Origin of the sequence: Salinivibrio siamensis, assembly GCF_001996005.1 — a bacterium.
GTDB lineage: Bacteria > Pseudomonadota > Gammaproteobacteria > Enterobacterales > Vibrionaceae > Salinivibrio > Salinivibrio siamensis.
Map to the genome: position 1 here is coordinate 95,025 of NZ_MUFB01000003.1, position 21,460 is coordinate 116,484.

General features: G+C 49.0%; 19 protein-coding genes, 1 tRNA gene and 1 pseudogene. 14 read left to right on the forward strand and 7 right to left on the reverse strand.

The window, feature by feature from the left end; translation table 11 throughout:
* Positions 1 to 43 precede the first annotated feature (43 nt).
* Together xthA and BZG73_RS02830 are read right to left on the reverse strand one after the other, a co-directional pair.
* Positions 44 to 853: an exodeoxyribonuclease III gene (xthA, locus tag BZG73_RS02825; protein ID WP_077667522.1), complete on the reverse strand. Its 810-nt coding sequence runs from the start codon at positions 851 to 853 to the stop codon at positions 44 to 46.
* A gap of 118 nt (positions 854 to 971) precedes the next feature.
* Positions 972 to 1,172, reverse strand: coding sequence for a hypothetical protein (locus BZG73_RS02830; protein WP_077667523.1), 201 nt, complete (start codon positions 1,170 to 1,172; stop codon positions 972 to 974).
* 538 nt (positions 1,173 to 1,710) lie between these two features.
* Here BZG73_RS02830 and BZG73_RS02835 point away from each other — a divergent pair.
* The 5 genes from BZG73_RS02835 to arsJ all read left to right on the forward strand — a co-directional run bounded on the left by BZG73_RS02835 (position 1,711) and on the right by arsJ (position 5,935).
* Entirely contained in the window at positions 1,711 to 2,046 is a 336-nt protein-coding gene (locus tag BZG73_RS02835; RefSeq protein ID WP_046073638.1) for a metalloregulator ArsR/SmtB family transcription factor, read from the forward strand.
* Between the two features lie 64 nt (positions 2,047 to 2,110).
* Positions 2,111 to 3,172 carry an ACR3 family arsenite efflux transporter gene (gene arsB / locus BZG73_RS02840; protein WP_077667524.1) on the forward strand — a complete coding sequence of 354 codons (1,062 nt, stop codon included), beginning with the start codon at positions 2,111 to 2,113 and terminating at the stop codon, positions 3,170 to 3,172.
* Between the two features lie 106 nt (positions 3,173 to 3,278).
* Complete coding sequence (locus BZG73_RS02845; protein ID WP_077479022.1) at positions 3,279 to 3,620, forward strand: metalloregulator ArsR/SmtB family transcription factor; 342 nt, start codon at positions 3,279 to 3,281, stop codon at positions 3,618 to 3,620.
* An 11-nt stretch (positions 3,621 to 3,631) separates the two neighbouring features.
* Positions 3,632 to 4,639, forward strand: coding sequence for an ArsJ-associated glyceraldehyde-3-phosphate dehydrogenase (locus tag BZG73_RS02850; protein WP_077667525.1), 1,008 nt, complete (start codon positions 3,632 to 3,634; stop codon positions 4,637 to 4,639).
* 72 nt (positions 4,640 to 4,711) lie between these two features.
* Positions 4,712 to 5,935: an organoarsenical effux MFS transporter ArsJ gene (gene arsJ / locus BZG73_RS02855; RefSeq protein WP_077667553.1), complete on the forward strand. Its 1,224-nt coding sequence runs from the start codon at positions 4,712 to 4,714 to the stop codon at positions 5,933 to 5,935.
* 47 nt (positions 5,936 to 5,982) lie between these two features.
* Here arsJ and BZG73_RS02860 read toward each other — a convergent pair whose 3' ends face one another.
* A complete protein-coding gene (locus BZG73_RS02860; protein WP_046073635.1) occupies positions 5,983 to 6,336 on the reverse strand; it encodes a DUF4168 domain-containing protein in 354 nt (117 codons plus the stop codon).
* A gap of 210 nt (positions 6,337 to 6,546) precedes the next feature.
* Here BZG73_RS02860 and BZG73_RS02865 point away from each other — a divergent pair, with 210 nt between their 5' ends.
* Entirely contained in the window at positions 6,547 to 7,524 is a 978-nt protein-coding gene (locus tag BZG73_RS02865; RefSeq protein ID WP_077667526.1) for a glutathione S-transferase family protein, read from the forward strand.
* A 57-nt stretch (positions 7,525 to 7,581) separates the two neighbouring features.
* Here the strand turns inward: BZG73_RS02865 and BZG73_RS02870 are convergent.
* Positions 7,582 to 7,666, reverse strand: a tRNA-Tyr gene (locus BZG73_RS02870).
* A 286-nt stretch (positions 7,667 to 7,952) separates the two neighbouring features.
* Between BZG73_RS02870 and BZG73_RS02875 the strand changes: the two genes are divergently transcribed.
* Both BZG73_RS02875 and BZG73_RS02880 read left to right on the forward strand, forming a co-directional pair.
* Entirely contained in the window at positions 7,953 to 9,074 is a 1,122-nt protein-coding gene (locus tag BZG73_RS02875) for an efflux RND transporter periplasmic adaptor subunit (protein WP_077667527.1), read from the forward strand.
* Positions 9,074 to 12,223 (forward strand): multidrug efflux RND transporter permease subunit, encoded by a 3,150-nt coding sequence (locus tag BZG73_RS02880; RefSeq protein ID WP_046073632.1) that lies wholly within the window; start codon positions 9,074 to 9,076, stop codon positions 12,221 to 12,223. Before BZG73_RS02875 ends, BZG73_RS02880 begins: the two co-directional genes overlap by 1 nt.
* Positions 12,224 to 12,293: 70 nt before the next feature.
* Here BZG73_RS02880 and queC read toward each other — a convergent pair whose 3' ends face one another.
* Together queC and BZG73_RS02890 are read right to left on the reverse strand one after the other, a co-directional pair.
* On the reverse strand, positions 12,294 to 12,989 hold the full coding sequence (gene queC / locus BZG73_RS02885) for a 7-cyano-7-deazaguanine synthase QueC (RefSeq protein ID WP_077667528.1): 696 nt from the start codon (positions 12,987 to 12,989) through the stop codon (positions 12,294 to 12,296).
* Between the two features lie 180 nt (positions 12,990 to 13,169).
* Entirely contained in the window at positions 13,170 to 13,601 is a 432-nt protein-coding gene (locus BZG73_RS02890) for an acyl-CoA thioesterase (RefSeq protein WP_235606007.1), read from the reverse strand.
* 244 nt (positions 13,602 to 13,845) lie between these two features.
* On the opposite strand from BZG73_RS02890, the gene dbpA reads away from it, so the two are divergent.
* From dbpA to BZG73_RS02920, 6 genes and pseudogenes are all read left to right on the forward strand, one after another.
* Complete coding sequence (gene dbpA / locus BZG73_RS02895; protein WP_077667529.1) at positions 13,846 to 15,228, forward strand: ATP-dependent RNA helicase DbpA; 1,383 nt, start codon at positions 13,846 to 13,848, stop codon at positions 15,226 to 15,228.
* Positions 15,229 to 15,351: 123 nt separating this feature from the next.
* On the forward strand, positions 15,352 to 15,846 hold the full coding sequence (locus tag BZG73_RS02900; protein ID WP_077578540.1) for a DUF1003 domain-containing protein: 495 nt from the start codon (positions 15,352 to 15,354) through the stop codon (positions 15,844 to 15,846).
* A 320-nt stretch (positions 15,847 to 16,166) separates the two neighbouring features.
* Positions 16,167 to 18,652: pseudogene (locus BZG73_RS02905) on the forward strand (T6SS effector antibacterial DNase).
* A complete protein-coding gene (locus BZG73_RS02910) occupies positions 18,653 to 19,066 on the forward strand; it encodes a hypothetical protein (protein ID WP_077667530.1) in 414 nt (137 codons plus the stop codon).
* Between the two features lie 373 nt (positions 19,067 to 19,439).
* Positions 19,440 to 19,682 carry a DUF7683 domain-containing protein gene (locus tag BZG73_RS02915; protein ID WP_077667531.1) on the forward strand — a complete coding sequence of 81 codons (243 nt, stop codon included), beginning with the start codon at positions 19,440 to 19,442 and terminating at the stop codon, positions 19,680 to 19,682.
* A 48-nt stretch (positions 19,683 to 19,730) separates the two neighbouring features.
* The gene (locus BZG73_RS02920; RefSeq protein ID WP_077667532.1) at positions 19,731 to 19,952 is read left to right on the forward strand and encodes a bacteriocin immunity protein; all 222 of its coding nucleotides are present in this window, start codon (positions 19,731 to 19,733) and stop codon (positions 19,950 to 19,952) included.
* 329 nt (positions 19,953 to 20,281) lie between these two features.
* Here BZG73_RS02920 and BZG73_RS02925 read toward each other — a convergent pair whose 3' ends face one another.
* Positions 20,282 to 21,346 (reverse strand): PLP-dependent cysteine synthase family protein, encoded by a 1,065-nt coding sequence (locus BZG73_RS02925; protein ID WP_077667533.1) that lies wholly within the window; start codon positions 21,344 to 21,346, stop codon positions 20,282 to 20,284.
* Positions 21,347 to 21,460 lie beyond the last annotated feature (114 nt).

Genomic DNA, 21,460 nt, shown 5'->3' on the forward strand with positions numbered 1-21,460 from the left:
ATGACAGATTAATCGTTTGATCGTGTCGCCAACGACAGATCAATCATGCTGATTTAAAGGTTGCCCAAATCGGCGCGTGATCTGACGGTTTTTCAATCGCACGGAGTTCGTAGTCAATGCCTGCATCAATGCATTGGCTCGCCAGATCGGAGGTGGCCAGAATCACGTCAATACGCAGGCCGCGGTTATCGTCAAAGCCGCGGGAACGGTAGTCAAACCACGAGAACTGATCGTTCACGCTAGGATGCAGGGCTCGGAAGGTGTCAACAAACCCCCAGTCTATCAGAGTGCCCAGCCACTCACGCTCTTCGGGTAAGAAAGAGCACTTACCGGTGCGTAGCCAGCGTTTGGCGTTTTGCTCACCAATGCCGATGTCATCGTCTTTCGGGCTGATATTAATATCGCCCATCACCACCAACTGCTCACTCGGATCACGGTCAGCTAAATAGGTCATTAAGTCTTGATAAAACTTACGCTTGGCGGGGAATTTGGTTTCATGGCTGCGGTTTTCCCCTTGCGGGAAGTAACCGTTTAGCACAGTGATTGGCTTGCCGTTTTCGTCTTCAAAGGTCGCCATGATCATCCGGCGTTGAGCGTCCTCATCGTCAGTAGGAAAGCCTTTTTGCACGCTGATAGGGGACTTTTTACATAGCATTGCCACGCCATAGTGGGCTTTTTGGCCATGAAAGTGCACTTCGTAACCCATCGCTTCGACATCCGCGAGCGGGAAGGCGTCATCATGGACTTTGGTTTCTTGTAACCCGATCACGTCAGGTTGATGTTTTTCAATCAAGGCTTGCAATTGATGCAAACGAGCACGAATACCATTGATATTGAATGAAATGATTTTCACGTGTGAGGCTGCCTTTGTTGTCTTGTTAATAGCAAGACACTTTACCAGCTTCGTTCAATGAACGGAAAGGCGGCCTCTATCTCTGTAGGTTATGGAAACGCGCGATATTGTCTAAGCGTTAGTGCGCAAGAGAGAATTCACCTAAGCATTCGCCTTGGCTAAAAATGGCGCCAAGCTCGGTGCTAGGATCAAACTGTAGCGTCGGTTGGGATAGTGTCGGTAGGCGATGGAGCAAGTGCTTGAGGATAATATCCCCATTAAATTGATGAATCGCGACCTGCCAGTTGGCAAGATTAGGGAGTGAAAAGTTAACTTTCAATGGCGCTCCTTACTGTTTTGTCTGTGTTGTTAGCGGTTTTCGTTTGTGTTTGCGCACGGCGTAAATGATACCAGTGACGCAGTCTGCCGTTAGTAGCGGCCATATTTTATCTCCATGAGTTAAATGATTATTGCTCTGCCCTCTCAGTCGTTATCCATCATGGGCCGCGCAGATGCGTCGGTTTCTCTGGATTAAGTGATCACCATCCATACAGTGATACTTACCAATGAGTGATAGCAAAAGGGGGGTTAACGGGTTATCAATCTAGGAAAAAAGCGAAAGTGGATTGCTGCAGAGAGTCTATGCGGGAAATAGCGTGGTCTGTCTCGACTTTGACTTGATGTCTTTTGATGCTCCGTATCTAGAGCTTTTATCACACTACAGCATTTCTTACGGATGTAAAGGGCTTTTTAGACCGCAACGAGATAGCGATAGTGCTGTGTTTGTCATTCTAGCCACTATTCTACTTGCTGTTTGATTTGACATGTGGTTTTTCATATATATGATTTATCGTATATATTGAAAAGAGAAAATGCAGATGTGTCAAACGCTTAGTTTTTACAAGGCTTTATCCGAGCCCACTCGGCTGACCTCTCTATTGCTGCTCTCACAGCATGGTGAGTTATGTGTATGTGATCTGATGGAGGCGTTAGCCCTAAGCCAACCAAAGATTTCTCGGCATTTGGCGGAGCTACGTAAGCACCAATTGGTTGTCGGAGAGCGTCGAGGAAAGTGGGTCTATTATCAGCTTCATCCTGCATTACCCGACTGGATGGTCGGTATTTTGCACACTACCGCTATCAACAACCCTTCACTTCTCTCGCCTTTCACTCCAGTGATGCAGGGAAAAACGGTGTGTGAGGATCATCAATAGTTAACCTCTCGCATCATGATGGGTGCCTGTTATTCAACGTCAGTAATCACCAAGGATTTGTATTATGTCTCAATCTGAAACCTGTGCGCCGTCGGCCGCCGAAAAGATGGGTTGGCTTGATCGGTATTTAACGGTATGGATTTTCCTCGCTATGGCCATAGGGGTCAGCATAGGGTGGATTTATCCAGAAGTGGCGACCCTCAGTGAGCGTTTATCGGTCGGCAGCACCAATGTGCCGCTGGCGATTGGCTTGATCTTAATGATGTATCCGCCACTGGCAAAAGTGAATTATCGTTTATTGGGCTCGGTCACGCGCGACAAAAAAGCCATCACGCTGTCGCTGATCATGAACTGGGTGGTAGGCCCTATTCTGATGTTCACACTGGCGGTGCTGTTTTTACGTGATGAGCCAGGCTACATGGCGGGAGTGATATTGATTGGTCTTGCCCGTTGTATCGCCATGGTCTTGGTGTGGAACGATATCAGTGGCGGTAACAAAGAGTATGGCGCAGCCCTAGTGGCACTGAATAGTTTATTTCAGATCCTGACTTACAGTGTGATGGCATGGCTATTTATCACCGTTTTACCCCCCATGCTGGGTCTACAAAGTTTTGTGGTGGATGTCACCATGGGCGACATCGCGCAAAGTGTGCTGATTTACTTGGGTATCCCTTTTGTAGCGGGTTATCTATCACGTACCGTTCTGGTCGCTAAAAAGGGCGAGCAATGGTACGAAGATGTCTTTCTGCCACGTGTCTCACCGATGACGTTAGTCGCTTTGTTGGCGACCATTGTGTTGATGTTTAGCCTCAAAGGGGAAGCGATTATTGCGTTGCCGCTTGATGTGCTGCGTATCGCTGTACCGCTAGTGACCTACTTTGTGTTGATGTTCTTTATTAGCTTCTTTGTGGGCAAAAAATTGGGGATCCCGTATGACCGTAATGCGTCAATTGCGTTTACCTCATCCGGTAATAACTTTGAATTAGCCATTGCGGTGGCGATCGCGGTGTTTGGTATTCACTCTGATCAAGCCTTTGCAGGGGTAATTGGGCCGCTGGTAGAAGTGCCCGTGTTAATTGCCTTGGTGAATGTCGCGCTAAGGATGAAGCGGCGCTATACGATTTAACATGAAGCTTTTATGAATTCCTGCCTGGCACCGTTGCATGTATGCTTGGGTTTATTAATATATGCATATCCATATGTACATTTGGTAAAGCGTTATGAGAGAGCCTATGTTGCCTCACCAGTTTTTCAAATTATTGGCCGATGAAACACGTGTGCGGTGTTTACTGCTTATTGCCCGTGAAGGGCAGTTATGTGTGTGCGAACTGACTGAAGCGCTAGATACCTCGCAGCCGAAGATTTCACGCCATTTGGCGCAACTGCGGGCCAGTGGTGTGTTGGTTGATACGCGCCAAGGACAATGGGTGTTTTATCGCTTAGCCGCTGACTTACCCGGTTGGATGCGCAAACAAATTCAAGGGCTGGTGGACTCCAACTGCCTAAAAGACACTTATCAAGAAGATCTCACGCGGCTTGCCAAGATGGCGTCTCGCCCCACCTGCTGTGTGTAAAGGAGAAAGCAATGACAATTAAAGTCGGGATCAATGGGTTTGGCCGTATCGGCCGTTTGGCTCTGCGTGCTGCGTTTGACTGGCCAGAGCTCGAATTTGTCCACATTAATGATGTGGCGGGAGATACGGAAACACTGGCGCATTTGCTGGAGTTTGATTCGGTACAAGGGCGTTGGCATCACGCGGTGAGTGCAGAAGGCAACCGCGTGCAGATTAACGGTCAAACACTGACGACAAGCCAAGAAAAAGCGATTGATGCAGTCGATTGGTCAGGCTGCGATGTGGTGATTGAGGCAACGGGAAAACACCGTGACGCGGATCTGCTGCAACAATATTTGGACCAAGGCGTAAAGCGCGTGGTGGTCTCTGCGCCGGTCAAAGATGAGCGTGTGGCGAATATTGTGGTGGGAGTGAATGACGCGATATTTGATCCCAGCAAACATCGAATCGTTACCGCAGCGTCGTGTACCACGAACTGCTTGGCTCCGATTGTGAAAGTGATCCATGAAAAACTGGGAATTGCGCAGTCGACCTTCACCACCATTCATGATTTAACCAATACTCAAACGATTTTAGATGCGCCGCATAAAGATTTACGTCGTGCCCGCGCCTGTGGCATGAGCTTGATCCCGACCACCACCGGATCGGCGACCGCTATCGTAGAAATTTTCCCGGATCTAAAAGGCAAGATTAATGGCCATGCAGTGCGTGTCCCCCTCGCCAATGCGTCGCTAACGGATGTGATCTTTGAYGTGGAAACCGATACCACYGCYGAYGAGGTGAAYGCMCTGTTGCAAGAAGCCGCGGATGGCGATCTCAAGGGCATTCTTGGCTTTGAGGCGCGTCCTTTAGTCTCGATTGATTACCGTGGCGATCAGCGCTCCACCATTGTCGATGGTTTATCCACCATGGTGGTGGGCAAGCGTATGGTCAAAATCTATGCGTGGTATGACAACGAAATGGGGTATGCCACGCGCACTGCAGAGTTGGTGCGCAACGTCGGCGGCGTTGATAAGTAATCGCTTTTTATAGGGTAGCGATGCGTGCCCCGTACCGCATCGCCCTTTTTTGTATGTGAATCGATGACCACTATGTTTGCTCAATTAAGCCAATCCGTGCGCCAGTATATGCTGGTCACCTTTAACTATTGGAATTTTACCATCACCGACGGCGCACTGCGGATGCTGGTGGTGCTGTATTTTTATGAGTTGGGCTACGGCACGTTAGAAATCGCCTCGCTGTTTTTGTTTTACGAATTCTTCGGGGTGGTCACCAACCTTATCGGTGGATGGCTCGGTGCACGTTTAGGCCTCAATCGCACCATGAATATTGGCCTTGGCATGCAAATTATCGCGCTTGCCATGTTAGCCGTGCCAGCCGTTTGGCTCACCATTCCCTGGGTGATGGCTGCTCAAGCCTTGTCTGGGATTGCGAAAGATCTGAATAAAATGAGTGCCAAAAGTGCGATCAAAACCCTAGTGCCCGAAGATGCACAAGGAGCGCTGTTTAAGTGGATTGCGATCTTGACTGGCTCGAAGAATGCACTCAAAGGTGTGGGCTTTTTTGTTGGTGGCGCATTGCTCTCTCTGATTGGCTTTCAGTACGCGGTGGCGGCGATGGCTGGCGTCTTGAGCCTCGTGTTTATCAGCAGTGTGGTGTCGCTCAATGCAGAGTTGGGAAAAGCCAAAAGTAAGCCCAAGTTTTCGGAAATTTTTTCTAAGTCTCGTAGTGTGAATATCCTCTCAGCAGCACGGATGTTCCTTTTCGGCGCGCGAGATGTTTGGTTTGTGGTGGCCTTGCCAATTTATCTCGGCACTACATTTGGTTGGAGCCACAGTGCGGTGGGCGGCTTTCTTGCTCTTTGGGTGATCGCTTACGGCATGGTGCAAGGGATTGCGCCGAAAATCACTGGGCGCCAAGCTGGCCATTCGCCGGGTGGCAAGGCGGCGCTCGGTTGGGCATGTTTACTGGCGGTGGTGACGGGCATTATTGCTTATGCAATTGGCGAGCAGTGGCATCCGCAAGGGGTGATTATCGTCGGGCTTATGGTGTTCGGGGCGATATTTGCCGTTAATTCCTCGCTACATTCCTACTTGATTGTCAGCTATGCCAAAGGTGACGGCGTGTCCCTGGATGTGGGGTTCTATTATATGGCAAACGCCATGGGACGCTTAATTGGCACCGTGTTATCCGGTTGGGTGTTCCAAGTATGGGGACTCGCCGCGTGTCTTTGGGTGTCTTTCGCATTTCTCGTTTTAACCACTGTGATTTCGCTAGGGCTACCCAACACGGCTGTCTCGACAGACCAAGCTTAAATAAACAGGGGTAGCATGGATATGCTTACCCCTGTTTCAAACTACGGTTACTCGTTGAGCATATTGCTGATTTTCTTCTGCAGCTCTTTATCTTCACGTGCTTGACGAAAAACAGCGTTATATTCTTCTATCGTCAGGCCCGTTGCCTCAATCGCTTGCGCCATTTCTTTTTGCGTCTCCGCCATTAGCGCTTTCGCCTTTTCTTCACTGCGAATGCTCTCAAGCTTGCTTTTGTAATCTTTTGAGATTGAAACCACCTGTTCAGCGGCCTCTGCGTAGCTGCTTACCACTTGGTCGGTCAGCTGATCCGCTGACAGTTCGTTTGTTTCGTTGGCAGCGAAACTTGGCAGACTGGCTGCAACAACAAACGCAAAAGATAGGGTCGCTAGTAAACGTTTCATCAATACTCTCCTTTTATTCATCAAGGTCACCCTAAAAGAGATGGAGAGTGATGGTCAAACGCGAACAAGCAATCAGACAAATTCTCACAAGACCATGACATTGTTGATACTGTAAGGGTTGTTCAGCTTTTTCGAATAACTCCAACAAGTTGCTCTGCCGACTTTCCTTAGCGCGCTTCTTATACTGCTGTGAGTAAAAAAGGAGGACGTATGGGAAAACTGATAGACGGTATTTGGCATGATGTGTGGTATGACACCAAGTCGTCGGGCGGTCGATTTGTCCGTGAAGATGCGGGCTTTCGTCATTGGGTGACCGCTGATGGCCAAGCTGGACCAAGTGGCGATGCGGGCTTTAGCGCTGAATCAGGCCGCTATCATCTGTATGTTTCTCTTGCTTGTCCATGGGCACATCGCACCCTGATTATGCGCCATTTAAAAGGACTTGAGCCTCATATAGCGGTTACGGTCGTCGCGCCTGAGATGCTAGAACATGGCTGGACGTTTTCTGAGCCAGAGCCGCTGTATGGATACGACTATGCCCATCAGCTCTATACCCACGCGAAGCCTGATTACACCGGTCGAGTCACCGTTCCGATTTTATGGGATAAGCAAACTCAGACGATTGTCAGTAATGAATCCGCTGACATTATTCGAATGTTTAATTCGGCGTTTAATGGTATGACGGGCAATCATGACGATTATTACCCAGACAACCTGCGTGCGGCGATTGATCAGTGGAACGAGTTTGTTTACCCCAATGTGAATAATGGCGTGTATAAATGTGGCTTTGCCACCGAACAAGAGGCTTATGAAGAAGCCTTTGATCAGTTATTCACTGCATTGACGGTGTTGGATGATCATTTAAGTCGCAATCGTTATCTTGCCGGAAATCAGATTACTGAAGCAGACTGGCGGCTGTTCACCACGTTAATTCGCTTTGACCCCGTCTACGTGGGCCATTTTAAGTGTAATAAGCAACGTATTGCCGATTACTGCAATTTATTCTGTTACATGAAAGAGTTATTCCAAGTGCCAGGCGTGGCAGAGACAGTCGATATGCACCATATCAAAACCCATTATTATTACAGCCACGGCAACATTAACCCGACGCGCATTGTGCCGAAAGGACCAGAGCAAGACTTGTGGTCGCCGCATGGCCGCGCATCACTCGCCTCTCACGCGAAATGATGAGGTTATCACCACAAAAGCAACGAAAAAGGGCCAGCAAATGCTGGCCCTTAAAGATGGTGGTGGAGGAAGGATTCGAACCTTCGAAGGCTGAGCCGTCAGATTTACAGTCTGATCCCTTTGACCGCTCGGGAACTCCACCACGCGAACGAGGCGAATCTTATCAAACCGACTGGAGCTGTAAAGGGTTTTCTCTGTCCCGATTAGTGGTTGGTGCTTTTTTCAGCGTCTTGCGTGCGAAAAACGGTGTAAGTGAGCTTTTTTGATGTTTTTTGAAACCTGGCTGTCCTTACACAGTCTTACCTCTGTCTCGCTTTATCGCACAATCCTATGTAATAACGATAAAAAACAGTGTCTTTACAATTCTTTAAGGACAAAAAAATGCAGATCAGTACACTGGTGCTATCCAACATATAAGGTACATGGCAATGAAAAAGTGGATGCTATTGGGCGTCGTGGTATTGGCGGGCGTCGCGTTCTGGAAGTGGGGCGATATCCAGCCCTCGAGCGAGGAGGCCTCTGCGCCACCACCGGGGGCACGATCTGTGGATGTGATGACGGCACAAGTGGAAACCAAACCGGTTGCGCCGTCGTTGTCATTGGTGGGCAATGTTAAAGCCCATCAGCAGATTGATATTGAGTCAGAAGTCTCGGCGCGCATTGAAACKGTGCATGTAAAACCGGGMGARACGGTTGAAAAAGGGGCGCCTTTGGTGACCTTTAATCGCGCCAAAGCCCAAGCGGCGGTGTTGGAAGCGTCGGCTTATCTCAATGATGAGCAGCGCAAGCTAAAGGAGTACACCAAGCTGGCGCAACGTGGTGCCTTAACACAAACCGAGTTGGATGCGCAGCAAGCCAGTGTCAATATTGCCAAGGCCCGTTTGCAATCGGCGCAATCTGATTTAGATGATCATCGTTTAATCGCGCCTTTTTCCGGTCGCATTGGTTTGTTTGATTTAAGCGTCGGCCAGCGCGTGGATGTGGGCGAAACGCTTTTTAGTCTCGACAACCTGTCACGCATGAACCTTGATATTCAGGTGCCAGAGCAATACATCGGACTGCTTTATCCCAATATGCCAGTGGCGGTCACGTCGCAAGCGTATCCCGATGATGCCTTTACCGGCACGGTGAGCGTGGTGGACTCTCGGGTGGATAAAGACGCGCTATCAGTCAGTGTTCGCGTTGCGCTGGATAACCCTGAACGCCAATTGCAGCCCGGCATGCTGATGGAGGCGAAACTGACCTTGCCGGAACAGCAAGCGGTGATTGTGCCTGTGCAAGCTCTGCAGTATTCCGGTACGCGCCGCTATGTCTTCCGCGTTGATGACGAAGGCATTGCCCATCGTACTGAAATTACCCTTGGTGCGCGGATTGATAACCAAGTGGTGGTGAGTAAAGGACTTGAACCCGGTCAGCACATTGTGGTGCAAGGTTTGGTGAATATGCGCGATGGTGCGCAAGTGTCTGTATTAAATGCGGAAGCACCGAAAAATCCAGAAGATGACCAAAGCCGTATCGATGATACCGTGTCTGAGACGGAGGCCAGCTAATGTGGTTGTCTGATGTCTCAGTGAAACGACCAGTGATGGCGATCGTATTGAGTTTGCTGTTATGTGTCTTTGGCGCGGTTTCTTTCTCGACCTTATCAGTGCGTGAAATGCCTGATATCGATAGCCCGGTGGTGAGTATTTATACCGGCTATTCTGGCGCCTCGGCCAGCATTATGGAAAGCCAAGTCACGCAATTGATTGAGGATGAGCTTTCCGGCATTAGCGGCATTGAAGAGATCACCTCGGTCAGCCGCAATGGCTCATCACGGATCACGGTGGAATTTAAACTCGATCACCCGCTGACCGAGGGGGTGAGTGATGTGCGTGATGCCGTGGCGCGCGCGCAAGGGGGACTGCCTGATGATGCCAATGATCCGATTGTGTACAAAGACAACGGCACCGGTGAAGCGGCGGTTTATATCAACTTGGCCTCGTCAGAGATGGACCGCAACCAACTGACGGAATACGCCCAACGTACGCTGGAAGATAGATTCAGCTTGATCTCTGGGGTGAGTTCGGTCGATTTATACGGCGCGCTGTATAAAGTGATGTATGTGAAGCTGGATCCCACCCAAATGGCGGGGCACGGTGTCACCACCCAAGATATTCTTGATGCATTGCGGGATGAAAACTTAGAAAGTCCGGGCGGGGAAATTCGCAATGACGTGATGACCATGCCAGTGCGTAGCGATCGTTTATATCGTGACGCAGAGGATTTTAAACAACTGGTGGTACGCACCACGGCGAATGGCACCGCGATTTATTTGTCGGATGTGGCGGAGGTGGCCATTGGCTCACGCAACGAAGATGCCACCTATAAAAACAATGGTATCAATAATTTAAGTTTAGCGCTGATCCCACAATCCGATGCCAATCCGCTCGATATTTCTGACCGCGCTCATAAGCTTGTCGATGAGATGCAGGCCTTCCTGCCCGAAGGTACGCGTCTTTGGGTGGATTACGATACTACGGTATTTATTGAGCGCTCGATTGAGGAAGTGTATAGCACGCTATTTATTACTGGGGCGCTGGTGGTATTAGTGTTGTATATCTTTATTGGCCAAGCACGCGCCACCTTGATCCCAGCAGTGACTGTGCCGGTATCCTTGATTTCCGCCTTTATCGTTGCCTCAGCGATGGGCTTTTCGATTAACCTATTGACTTTAATGGCGCTCATTCTCGCGATAGGTCTGGTGGTGGATGATGCCATTGTGGTGGTCGAAAATATCTTCCACCACTTACAACAAGGCGATAAACCCTTGGTGGCCGCTTACCGTGGCGCACGGGAGGTGGGTTTTGCAGTGATCGCCACCACCGCRGTGTTGGTGATGGTGTTCCTCCCCATTACCTACATGGATGGCATGATTGGTAAGTTGTTCACCGAGTTTGCCGTGATGCTCGCCGTCACCGTGCTCTGTTCGTCCTTAATAGCGTTGACGCTTACGCCGGTGCTTGGCAGTAAAYTGCTGCGCTTAAATGTGGCATCTAGTCCTGTAAACCGCGTGATCACCCGTGGGTTTGATGTGCTTGAAAGCTACTATCGCCGAGTGCTGGCACATGTCCTGCGTTGGCGTTGGATTGCGCCTGTGGTTATCTTGCTCTGTATTGGCGGCAGTGGCGTGCTGATGCAACACTTACCGTCGCAATTAGTGCCACAAGAAGATCGCGGGGTGCTGCTGGCGTTTGTCCGTGGTGCGGAAGGCACGGCGTACAACCGTATGGTGGGCAATATCGAGCAAATTGAGCAGCGTTTAATGCCCTTGGTCGAGGCGGGTACTCTCAGCTCGGTCAGCTTACAAACACCAGCGTTTGGTGGTCGGGCCGGCGATCAAACGGGCTTCGTGATCATGCTATTGCCGGATTGGGATGAGCGCGACCGCTCCGCTCAAGCCATTCTCGGAGAAGTGCGTCAGGTGTTAAATGGTGTGCCAGATGTGCAAGTGTTCCCGTTTGCGCCTGGCTTTGGGGGCGGTAGTTCAGAGCCCGTGCAGTTTGTGTTAAGTGGTCCAGACTATCCTGAACTTCATCGCTGGGCGGAAAAATTGGGCGAAATGGGCCGCGAGGCAGGCATGATTGACAGCCCTGATTATGACTACAACCAAAACACCCCTGAGTTGGTGGTCAAAGTAGACCGTCGCCGCGCCGCTGAACTTGGGATTTCGGTGCGGGATGTCTCCGATACCTTAGAGGTGATGCTCGGTGGTCGTGCCCAGACCAGCTATGTGGATCGTGGTGAAGAATACGATGTGTATGTACGCGGCGATGAAAAGGCCTTTAGCAGCAAAGGGGATCTTACCCGTATTTATATGCGTAGCCGCAGCGGCAAGTTAGTCTCGCTGGATGCAGTGACCACGGTGGAAGAAACAGCGTCCGCGCAGCGTTTAAGCCATACCAACAAGCAAAAGTCGATCACCTTATCGGCGCATTTAGGCGAGGATGTGACACTGGGTCAAGCACTCGATTATCTCGATAAAATCGCGGCTGAGAACCTGCCGGCCGATATCTCGGTGGGCTATTCAGGGGAGTCGAAAGATTTTCGTGACAACCAAACCAGTGTGCTGGTGGTGTTCGGTTTAGCGCTCTTGGTTTCGTACTTGGTGTTAGCGGCGCAATTTGAAAGCTTTATCAACCCCTTGGTGGTGATGTTGACGGTGCCCATGGGGATGCTAGGCGGCTTTTTAGGCCTGTGGCTGACCAACCAAGGGATCAATATCTACAGCCAAATTGGTTTGATTATGCTGATTGGGATGGTGACGAAAAACGGTATCTTAATCGTGGAGTTTGCCAACCAACTGCGTGACCGTGGCATTGCATTTGATAAAGCGATTATCGATGCGTCAGTCCGTCGCTTGCGACCGATTTTGATGACGGCGTTTACCACCTTGGCAGGGATGATCCCACTGATCCTCTCAACCGGCGCGGGGGCCGAAAGTCGTATCGCGGTTGGGACGGTGATCTTCACCGGCATGGCCTTTGCGACCTTTGTTACCTTGCTGGTGATCCCTGCGATGTATCGCTTGCTCTCCATTCATACTCACTCGCCTGAGTATGTGGCGCAGCAATTGGATAAAGCGCTCGCGGTGGAAACYGTGCATCGGGCCAGTCATGGTGAGTTTGATACCCATCCGCATGATGAGCCGCATAAATAACTGCCGTTTGATGCTCGACACAAAAGCCGCCTCATTGCGAGGCGGTTTTTTATGTTTTGTCGCTGCGCTATTACGCGTTTTCGGCTTGTTTGCGTTGTAGTGCGGCTTGCACGTCCGCTTGGTTGGTGAGGTAGTCATCTAAGCCACGCTGACGCAAGTGACAGGCTGGACACTCGCCACAGCCAGTGCCTTTAATGCCGTTATAACAGGTTAGGGTGTGGTCGCGTACAAAATCGAGGGCGTGATACTGGTCGGCCAGTGCCCAAGTCTCGGCTTTATTCAGCCACATCAGTGGTGTGACTAACGCGAGTTTTCTGTCCATGCCTTGCTCAAGGGCTTGCTGCATTGATTGAATAAAATCATTGCGACAATCAGGGTAGCCAGAAAAGTCAGTTTCGCAGACACCGGTGATCACCGCCTCAGCGCCAATTTGATAGGCGTAAATGCCTGCCAAAGTCAAAAACAAGATATTACGACCCGGCACAAAGGAATTGGGCAGGCCGTTTTCGTTCAGTGCATTGGAAACAGGAATATTGTCGCGTGTGAGCGAGCTAATCGCCAATTCATTGAGCAAACCAACATCCAGTACCTTGTGCGCACTGACGTTGCGGTTTGCAGCAATCTCACGGGCAACGTCAATTTCTTGTTTGTGGCGCTGGTTATAGTCGAAAGTGAGGCAATGCACTTCGTCGTACTCTGCCTGCGCTTGAATCAAACAGGTGGTTGAATCCTGTCCTCCGCTAAATACCACAACGGCTTTTTTCATCGGTTTGTCCTTTGGCGGTGCTACTTACCCAGTGTTACACAGAGCACGGATGGTACCCCTGTGCGGTATCGACAGCAAGCCAGACGCTCTTGAGTCACCATGATGCCAAAGAACAAATGTCCAAATGGATCAACGGCTGACTGCGCGTCAGGCAACGCGCAGTGCCTGTCTCTATGCTTCCTATTTCGCCACAAAAGCTTTTAACCCTTCGAGCGTCTCGGCTGGGATAGGGCAGCTTTTACCGGTTTTAAAGTCGCAATAGACAATCAAGGCCTCGCCCTCGGCCACACAGCGTTCTTGATTGTGACTGTAGATTTCATACTTCATCGCATAGCGCTTTTCTTGAATATCCTCGACCCAAGCGACGGTGGTGATGGTATCTGGATACACCAAAGGGGCGCGATAATCGCAGCGGGTTGAGGCGACTACGGGGCCAACATGCAGTTGTTTGGCTAGCTCGAACACTTCCAATTTTTCAAGCATTACCACGCGTACATCTTCAAAGTAGCGAAAGTACACGGTGTTATTGATGTGTTGCAGGGCATCCATGTCGTTCCAGACAATCGCCTGCGTATGAGAGAGCGGGTAGTTTTCTACTGGGATATTTGCCACAAGACAATCCTCCTTAATTGTGTGTCTTGATTGCACACCAAGCACAATGACAAGACAAGCCGCGCAAAGGTAAATACGGAGCTTGGTCTAACAATTACGCAACAAAACACATGAGGCGACAAAGCGGTTATCAAGAGTGTGGCGCTAATTGGTTAATGTGACACCAATCAGACTCTGGTATGATACGCCCCCTTTTTGGCCGTGCTTGGGCGCGGCATGATTTACTTTTGCTGTGGATACGACTTTGACTGATACCGCTTTTTCCTCGCTCGCGTTACCTGCTGATTTACTCGATAACTTGGCAACCTTGGGTTATACGCAGATGACGCCCATTCAGGCGCAGAGCTTACCGTCTGTGCTCAGTGGCAAAGACATTATTGCCCAAGCTAAAACTGGCTCGGGGAAAACGGCGGCATTTAGCTTAGGTGTGTTAGCCAAACTGAACGTAAAACGCTTTCGCGTGCAATCTTTGGTGCTGTGCCCAACCCGTGAGCTGGCCGAGCAAGTGGCGGTTGAGATGCGTAAGTTGGCGCGTGGTCGTCATAATGTCAAAGTACTGACCCTGTGCGGTGGAGTATCGATTGGCCCACAAATTGGATCACTGGAGCATGGTGCACACATTATTGTCGGCACTCCGGGGCGCGTGGATGATCATTTACGCAAAGGCACCTTGCGCCTTGATGATGTTGAGACCTTGGTGTTGGATGAAGCCGATCAGATGCTGGATATGGGCTTCCAAGATACCTTGGATGCCATCATTGCGCGTGTTCCTGCTCATCGCCAAACCTTGTTATTTAGCGCCACTTTCCCGCGCTCGATCAATGCGATTGCCCAGCGAGTGCTGAGCCACCCTGTCTCCGTTAAAGTGGATGAGGTGCAAACGCAAAGTACAATCACGCAACACGTTTATAAAGTCGATGACAACAAGCAGCGTTACCAAGCGTTAAAGCTACTGTTATTACATTTTCAGCCGCAAAGCTGTGTGGTGTTCTGTACGACCAAAGCTCAAACACAACAAGTTTGCGATAACCTAGAAGATGATGGTTTTAGCGCCGTTGCCTTGCATGGCGATATTGAACAGCGTGGCCGTGAGCGCACCTTGGTAAAATTTGCCAACAAAAGTGCGTCTGTGCTGGTGGCCACTGATGTGGCCGCGCGCGGCTTAGACATTGATGACATGGATATGGTGATCAACTATCAACTCGCCCACGATCCGCAAACTCATGTACACCGTGTCGGCCGTACCGGTCGCGCTGGCAAAAAAGGGGTGGCGTGTTCGCTATATAACGATGCTGAGCACTATAAATTGGCGATGATTGGCGATCAATATGATCGTGATTTTCTCCCCGAAGCCCTGCCGCCGCCGCATTTGCTCGACACTGCGCCTTACCAGCCTGAGATGGCAACCTTGATGATTGACTCGGGTAAAAAGCAAAAAGTACGCGCGGGTGATATTTTAGGTGCGTTGACTGGCCAAGCGGGCATTGACGGTAAGCAGGTGGGTAAAATCAATGTGCTCGACAATGTGGCGTTTATTGCTGTGTCCCAATCCTGCGTTAAAGCCGCGTTGCGTAAACTCAATGATGGAAAAGTTAAAGGACGCACCATCCGCGCCCGCCGGATTTAGTTTGTATGATAAAGGATWCTCTGCTTGCTAAGCCTCTAAGTTAATCTACTCTACTTCAATGGCTTAATGATAAAGTCTGCACGATACCTTGTTGGTGTCGTGCACGTTAGCATGGAGTGACAGATGAAAAAGTATTTTGAGAACTTAGCCAAAGCCTTGCTGGGCCAGCCGTTTGGTAGTCTTAGCTCGGGAGAAAAGAAAGTTATTGAGAGTATTGCTAACAACACGTCTGTCTCTGAGAACGTCAACAAGTCCTTTCATGAAAGCCTGACCACCGGGCAAATGGTGGCGGATAAAATTGCCTCATTTGGCGGTTCTTGGTCATTTATCGGGCTTTTCTTCGCATTCATCATTGGCTGGATTGTCGTGAATACGGTTTGGTTAGTGGGAGACGCATCATTCGATCCCTATCCCTTTATTTTACTGAACCTTGGGTTATCCAGTCTGGCAGCTTTCCAAGCGCCGATCATCATGATGTCGCAAAACCGCCAAGCGGCAAAAGACAGGATGGAGCAAAAAGCCACCTACGAAATCAATCTAAAACTCGAGCTTGAACTAATGCGCCTGCACGACAAGTTTGATGCCCTGCAGACGCGGATAGATAAAGATACGGACTAGCGCATTAATACTTTTGTGCGTTTTATCAATCGTCTGAGCCGAATACCGGAGGCGCCGTGCAACGGACGCACCGCGTATATTGAGTCCATGATTGACAGAGTACGGGCGCTTATTACCGACCTACTACTCCGCGTTGCAATCTGTGGGAGATATTATTCCTGTCATCCCTTCTTGAACGCACATCACAATTCAGCCAGAGCTAACCTAACTATAACAACAAACCTATCCAAAAATCTGGCTTGCTGAGTAGAGTGCATCGCCATGATTATTGACTGGCGGACAATGTAGTGGGTTACAAAGTAGTTCGACTGACCGAACTCATGGCGTATGAGTTCGGTCAAGTAGAGGGCGATATTGAGGCGCTGAATGAGCGAGACCTTGATGGAGTGATACCCGATGGGATGAGCTTTTCACAATTTAAAGAAAAGCTGAGTAGTGGCGAAGCCGCATTGCTCACAGACACACCTTCCATGCCTGCCATGTTGTACGACAGCACTAATAAGATCTGGACCCTCTCGCCAGATACTGAAACGACTCTCTCACCACAAATTCGTTCAGCGCTTATGGCCAGAGCCAATCAATCTGGAGCCGCCGCGGGCGGTGGCAGTGGATCTGGCGGAGGTAGTCGTTCACAGGCAGCAACAGAAAATATCGAAGATACTTATGTGCCCGAGCCGGTAAAGCCCGATCGCTCAAATGCGCCACCGTCACTTAAATACGAGTACTGTTTTGAGATTGCCAGCTCGGACAAGGTCTTTAGCAAGACAGTCGGATGCAAATTTGAGTTAGCCAAAACACAGCAAGAAGGCGTGATCGGTGATTGGCAAACCGCGCCCACTGAACATGGTACCAAGTATACCGCTTATGCGGCATTCAATGAGCCCAAAAAGCTTGTTGCTAAAATTGCATCGGCCTCAATGGGCATCAGCGTGCCCGAGCCCGTGCAGATGAAGCCGATTGGCTCTGGGGTAATCCAAGAAGCCTTTATTCCTGTAACCCCCTCCGTTCAACTCGGCGAGCGACTAGGCTTACCCACCGAAGGCTATTATTACCATTTTCACCAAAAGCGCTTAGTGCAGGAGTACAAGGTGCTGGCAAATGGCAGTTTTACGCCACGCGCTCAAGGCATGACAGGCTCAATCGTGAGCAAGGTTTTAATCGTTATCAAAGCGCCATTCTGGTGTACTGGAAGATTGACGGGAAAGAAGTTGACGACCAGCATCTTGTCTATCTCGAAGAGCCGATCACTCGCGAGACGCTTGATAACCCAGACGAAGAATGGCTGGAAGAAAATGGCATCAAACTGTCTATTGGTGATCTACTAGCTGCGCCTACTCAGCCTATGGCGAAGAGAGGAAGTCATTCTGCTAATGACGTAGACAGCGAGCCAGAGCAAGCGGGACCGGAAACTCATCAAGTTGCGACTGATCTAGACACTCGACAGCGCGAATCATGGGGGGCGATAGCAGGTAAGTATGGCTTGTCCGCAAAACAACTACTTGACTTAAACCCCGAATATAACGCTGATCCCATGTCTTTAAAGGTCGGTGATACCCTCATCGTTCAACAGGCGCCCGCTAAGCAACCTTCTAGCGAAGCCGCAACGGAGCTGCCACCGCTTTCTCCTTGTGCATATAATTGCGCTGGAAATGCCCATTATGACTACTCGGAGCCGTTTATAGATGGAACACCTTTCAAGGCGATCAACAATGACAGCCTGTTAGAAAGAAAGCTGCCGGTTGTGAATCTAACTGCAATCACTACGGCTTCAAAAGCGACCGATTACGGGAAAGCAGCAATACTCACACTGCCTGCCAATGGGGCGGCGACTAATCTCGGTGTCATCAGTACGAATACTGCGAATACGATGGGAACCTGGTCGCTATCTGGCGAAGCACTGGCGGGTTTCGCCCGTATGGGAGGCTTTCTAGTAGCGGCGCTGTGGCCGTCTAAGCTAGGGGACGGTACGCTCGACGGACATCCAGAGTGGAGTGGTGTTGATGCTATAACGATGCGTGTGCGTTTCAATATGTACACAGATGAAAATGGTAAACAGCAAGTCGTTGGCATAAAAACCGGTGAAGGTAGTCCATATGGAGAGCGTGTGACAAAGCGTGAGGCTCATCAAAATGGCCAAAATTTCGTTGCTGAACTGGATGATGGTATTACTATTACGTGGACTCCAGATGGCTCGACAGACGTTCTAACACCCGATACGGTGTTACCTGAGAATGATCAGCTAGACGTGCATAATATCTGGGTCCGGCCGATAGAAGAGTACGAGCAGGAGATTGGGACGCCATTATACCCCGAGGAAGATCTTGCTGAGTACTTAGTGACATTTCCTGCTGATGCTGGTTTGCCCCCGCTTTACTTGGTGTTCAATAAACCGAGTAGAGGAAAATCAAAGGTAAAACTATTAGAAGTCGGTACCTATGGTGACTTGGCGCTGAGGAGCAAGAAAGATGGAATGGACATTGACCATATACCTTCTCTAGCGGCTCTGGTTAAAGCTACAGAAATGCTCTATCGTCGTAAATTGAGTAAAAACCAAATTACAGAGATAAAGAAAACATCAGTAGGTGTAGCAATCCCATCTCAAGTCCATCAAAAATGCAGCGAAACTTTTGGCGGAAGAAATAGAACAGATAAGCAACAATTGGATGCAGACAACTTAGAAAAAGCTGTTGATAGCAACTTTGATGCTATAGAGCCTTGTCTCAAGGCTGAGGGGTACTCTCAAGATAAACTTGAAAAGACTCGTCAAGAAATACATAAACTCAATAAACAAAATGGATGGTATTAAATGAGCCACTCTTATGAATGCTTAATAGGAAATACGTATCGAAATTTATTGAAAGATGCATCCTTTCTTTCACTTATAGGGGGGAATGTACCTGAAATTGTTGATGAAAGTTTAGATAGTTTCTATATCGTTTCGAATAGCAGTCAAGTTGAGTTGATCTTCAATAAGCATACTCAGATACTTGAAGTTATTATCTTTAAGAAAAGTGTTGATGGGCGTTTCCCCAAGTCATTGAATAGTCATATGGATGCTGATGAAGTTCGTAGTATTCTTGGGAATCCCATTGAAATAGTTCAAGCGCGAAAAATACCTGTTTTAGGAATGGTTCCAYCTTTTGATAAGTTCGAAGGCAATGTGGAGGTGACTTACTCTATTGATACTGGCTTGGTTGAAGAAGTTCGATTTAGTTCATAGAGTTAAACTAAGTAGTTCATCCAAAGGTTTTGGGTAAGATATTACTCTCTATTTTGAGTCTAATTTTTACCCAAATTACTCAGTCTAAAAAAATTCCCCGAGGATATTCAATATTCTGTGTCAGACAATTTTCATAGGTCTATGTGATCATCCAGTCGGCCTTCGAAGTGAATGGTCAGCTGCGATAGCGTCAGGTTCCAATTGCTGACTTTGTACTTGGCTTTGCTCATCATCTGTGACCTGTTTTGAGGCGTTGATGATCTGATCGCGGCTCGGATGATAATTTCAATGATTTAGGAAACAACGCCGAGTTTAACCATATAACAGGTGAACAAACAAAGGATGCTGACCCTTCAATAAAGGTGGAAAAATAATGAAAGTTGTGATCGAGGCATTTGATAAAGAAACTGAACTTTTAGTACTAGAAGTTGAAGTTAAAAGCAGTCACGTTGAAGCAGTTGCGCAAGTCTTGGGTTTGAGCGACGATGATCTTCAGTTCCTTTTAGGAGGCGCCGGAGGGTTTGATGTTTCTACTGATCAAGCCAAGGCGATAGAGCAAATAATCAATGAAAAATTCTTTAGCCCTCGCTATGACTATCAACTTGGTACAAGCTAAACACATAAGATAAAAAATACTTCTTTGTTACGATATGATGATGCCTAAATGAATTATGACTTATCAACATATTCACGTTCAGAGTTCCTTCAATTGGTACAAAGAATCTGTTTGGATGATTATGATACAGAACAAGAACACATTGATGCAGTGCTTCATTTTGAAGAAGTTACACAGCACCCAGGTGATTCAGATCTTATTTATTATCCAGAAAAAGAAGAGGATGCAACTCCTGAGAATATTGTAAGAATTGTCAAGGAAGAGAGATAACCCAATCCCTAGTACATTTCATCGATGCCAAAATTTATACATTGATGGTGCCATTGGCGTAGGTGACACAAGCCCCGGAAAGATGTCAACCACGATGTACTATTCCTCCTGGGCGCCTGTCACGTTTGGCGCCAATTTTATCCGCGATGTCGGAGGCGCGCAGGGCACATCAATGCACGAGGCATACATCGTGCTGGCGCTTTTCCGACCTACGCCTGATTCGGGCTCTTGAATACAGAGCGCTTCGCTGACGGAATACAGATTACAGAGAAAGCAGCTCGTGTTGGTATTGGGGGCTTTTTCTGTATTATTGTATAGACGATGGCGCGTTACCCCAACACCGTCTGCAAATCATGGGTCGCTTGGTCGAGATCCCCAATGTGCTCGCGTACCCAATCAGGGTTGTAATAGGTGTCTAGGTAGCGCTCGCCGCTGTCACATAGCAAGGTGACAATAGAGCCTTTTTCGCCGTTGGCGCGCATTTCATTTGCTAACATCAAGACGCCGTACAGATTGGTACCGGTGGACGCGCCGGCTTTGCGGCCAAGTTGGCTTTCTAGCCAGTGAATGGTGGCGATACTGTGAGTGTCCGGCACTGTGGTCATTCTATCAATCACGCCGGGAATAAAGCTGGGCTCGACACGTGGCCGTCCAATCCCTTCAATGCGACTGCTTTTATCGGTGGTCAGTGAGCTGTCGCCGGTGAGGTAGTAATCGTGAAACACCGAATGTTCAGCATCGGCCACCATCAGCTGAGTCGGTTGGCAGCGATAGCGAATGTAGCGGCCAATGGTCGCTGAGGTGCCACCGGTGCCCGGGCTCATCACAATCCAGCGAGGGATCGGAAAGCGCTCGTACTGCATTTGATCAAATATGCGGTTGGCGATGTTGTTATTGCTACGCCAGTCGGTCGCTCGCTCGGCATAGGTAAACTGGTCCATGTAATGGCCATTGAGCTCCTTAGCAAGGCGACGAGACTCGGCATAGATCTGATCTGACCGCTCGACAAAGTGCGCTTCACCGCCATAAAAACGGATTTGCTCAATCTTCTTACATGCAGTGTTTTTAGGCACTACGGCAATAAAACGTAAGCCAAGCAGACGGGCAAAATACGCTTCGGAAATGGCAGTACTGCCAGATGAGCTTTCAATGATGGTGGTGTGCTCATCAATCCAACCATTACACAAGCCGTACAAAAACAAAGAACGCGCCAAGCGGTGCTTCAAGCTACCGGTTGGATGGGTGCTTTCGTCTTTCAGATAGATATCAATGTCTGTAAAGCTGGGGAGATCGAGCTTAATTAAATGGGTATCTGCAGAGCGTTTAAAGTCGGCTTCAATGAGGCGAATCGCGTTACCGACCCAAGTATGGCAAGGATGTGGGGTTGTCATCATGCGTCTCCGAATACGTAATTAGCACCAGTTTACGTAAAGAGCGGGATAAAAACCTTGCTATTTTTGCTCTATAATGCCACCTAAATAGAAAAATAAACTCCCATATAATACTTA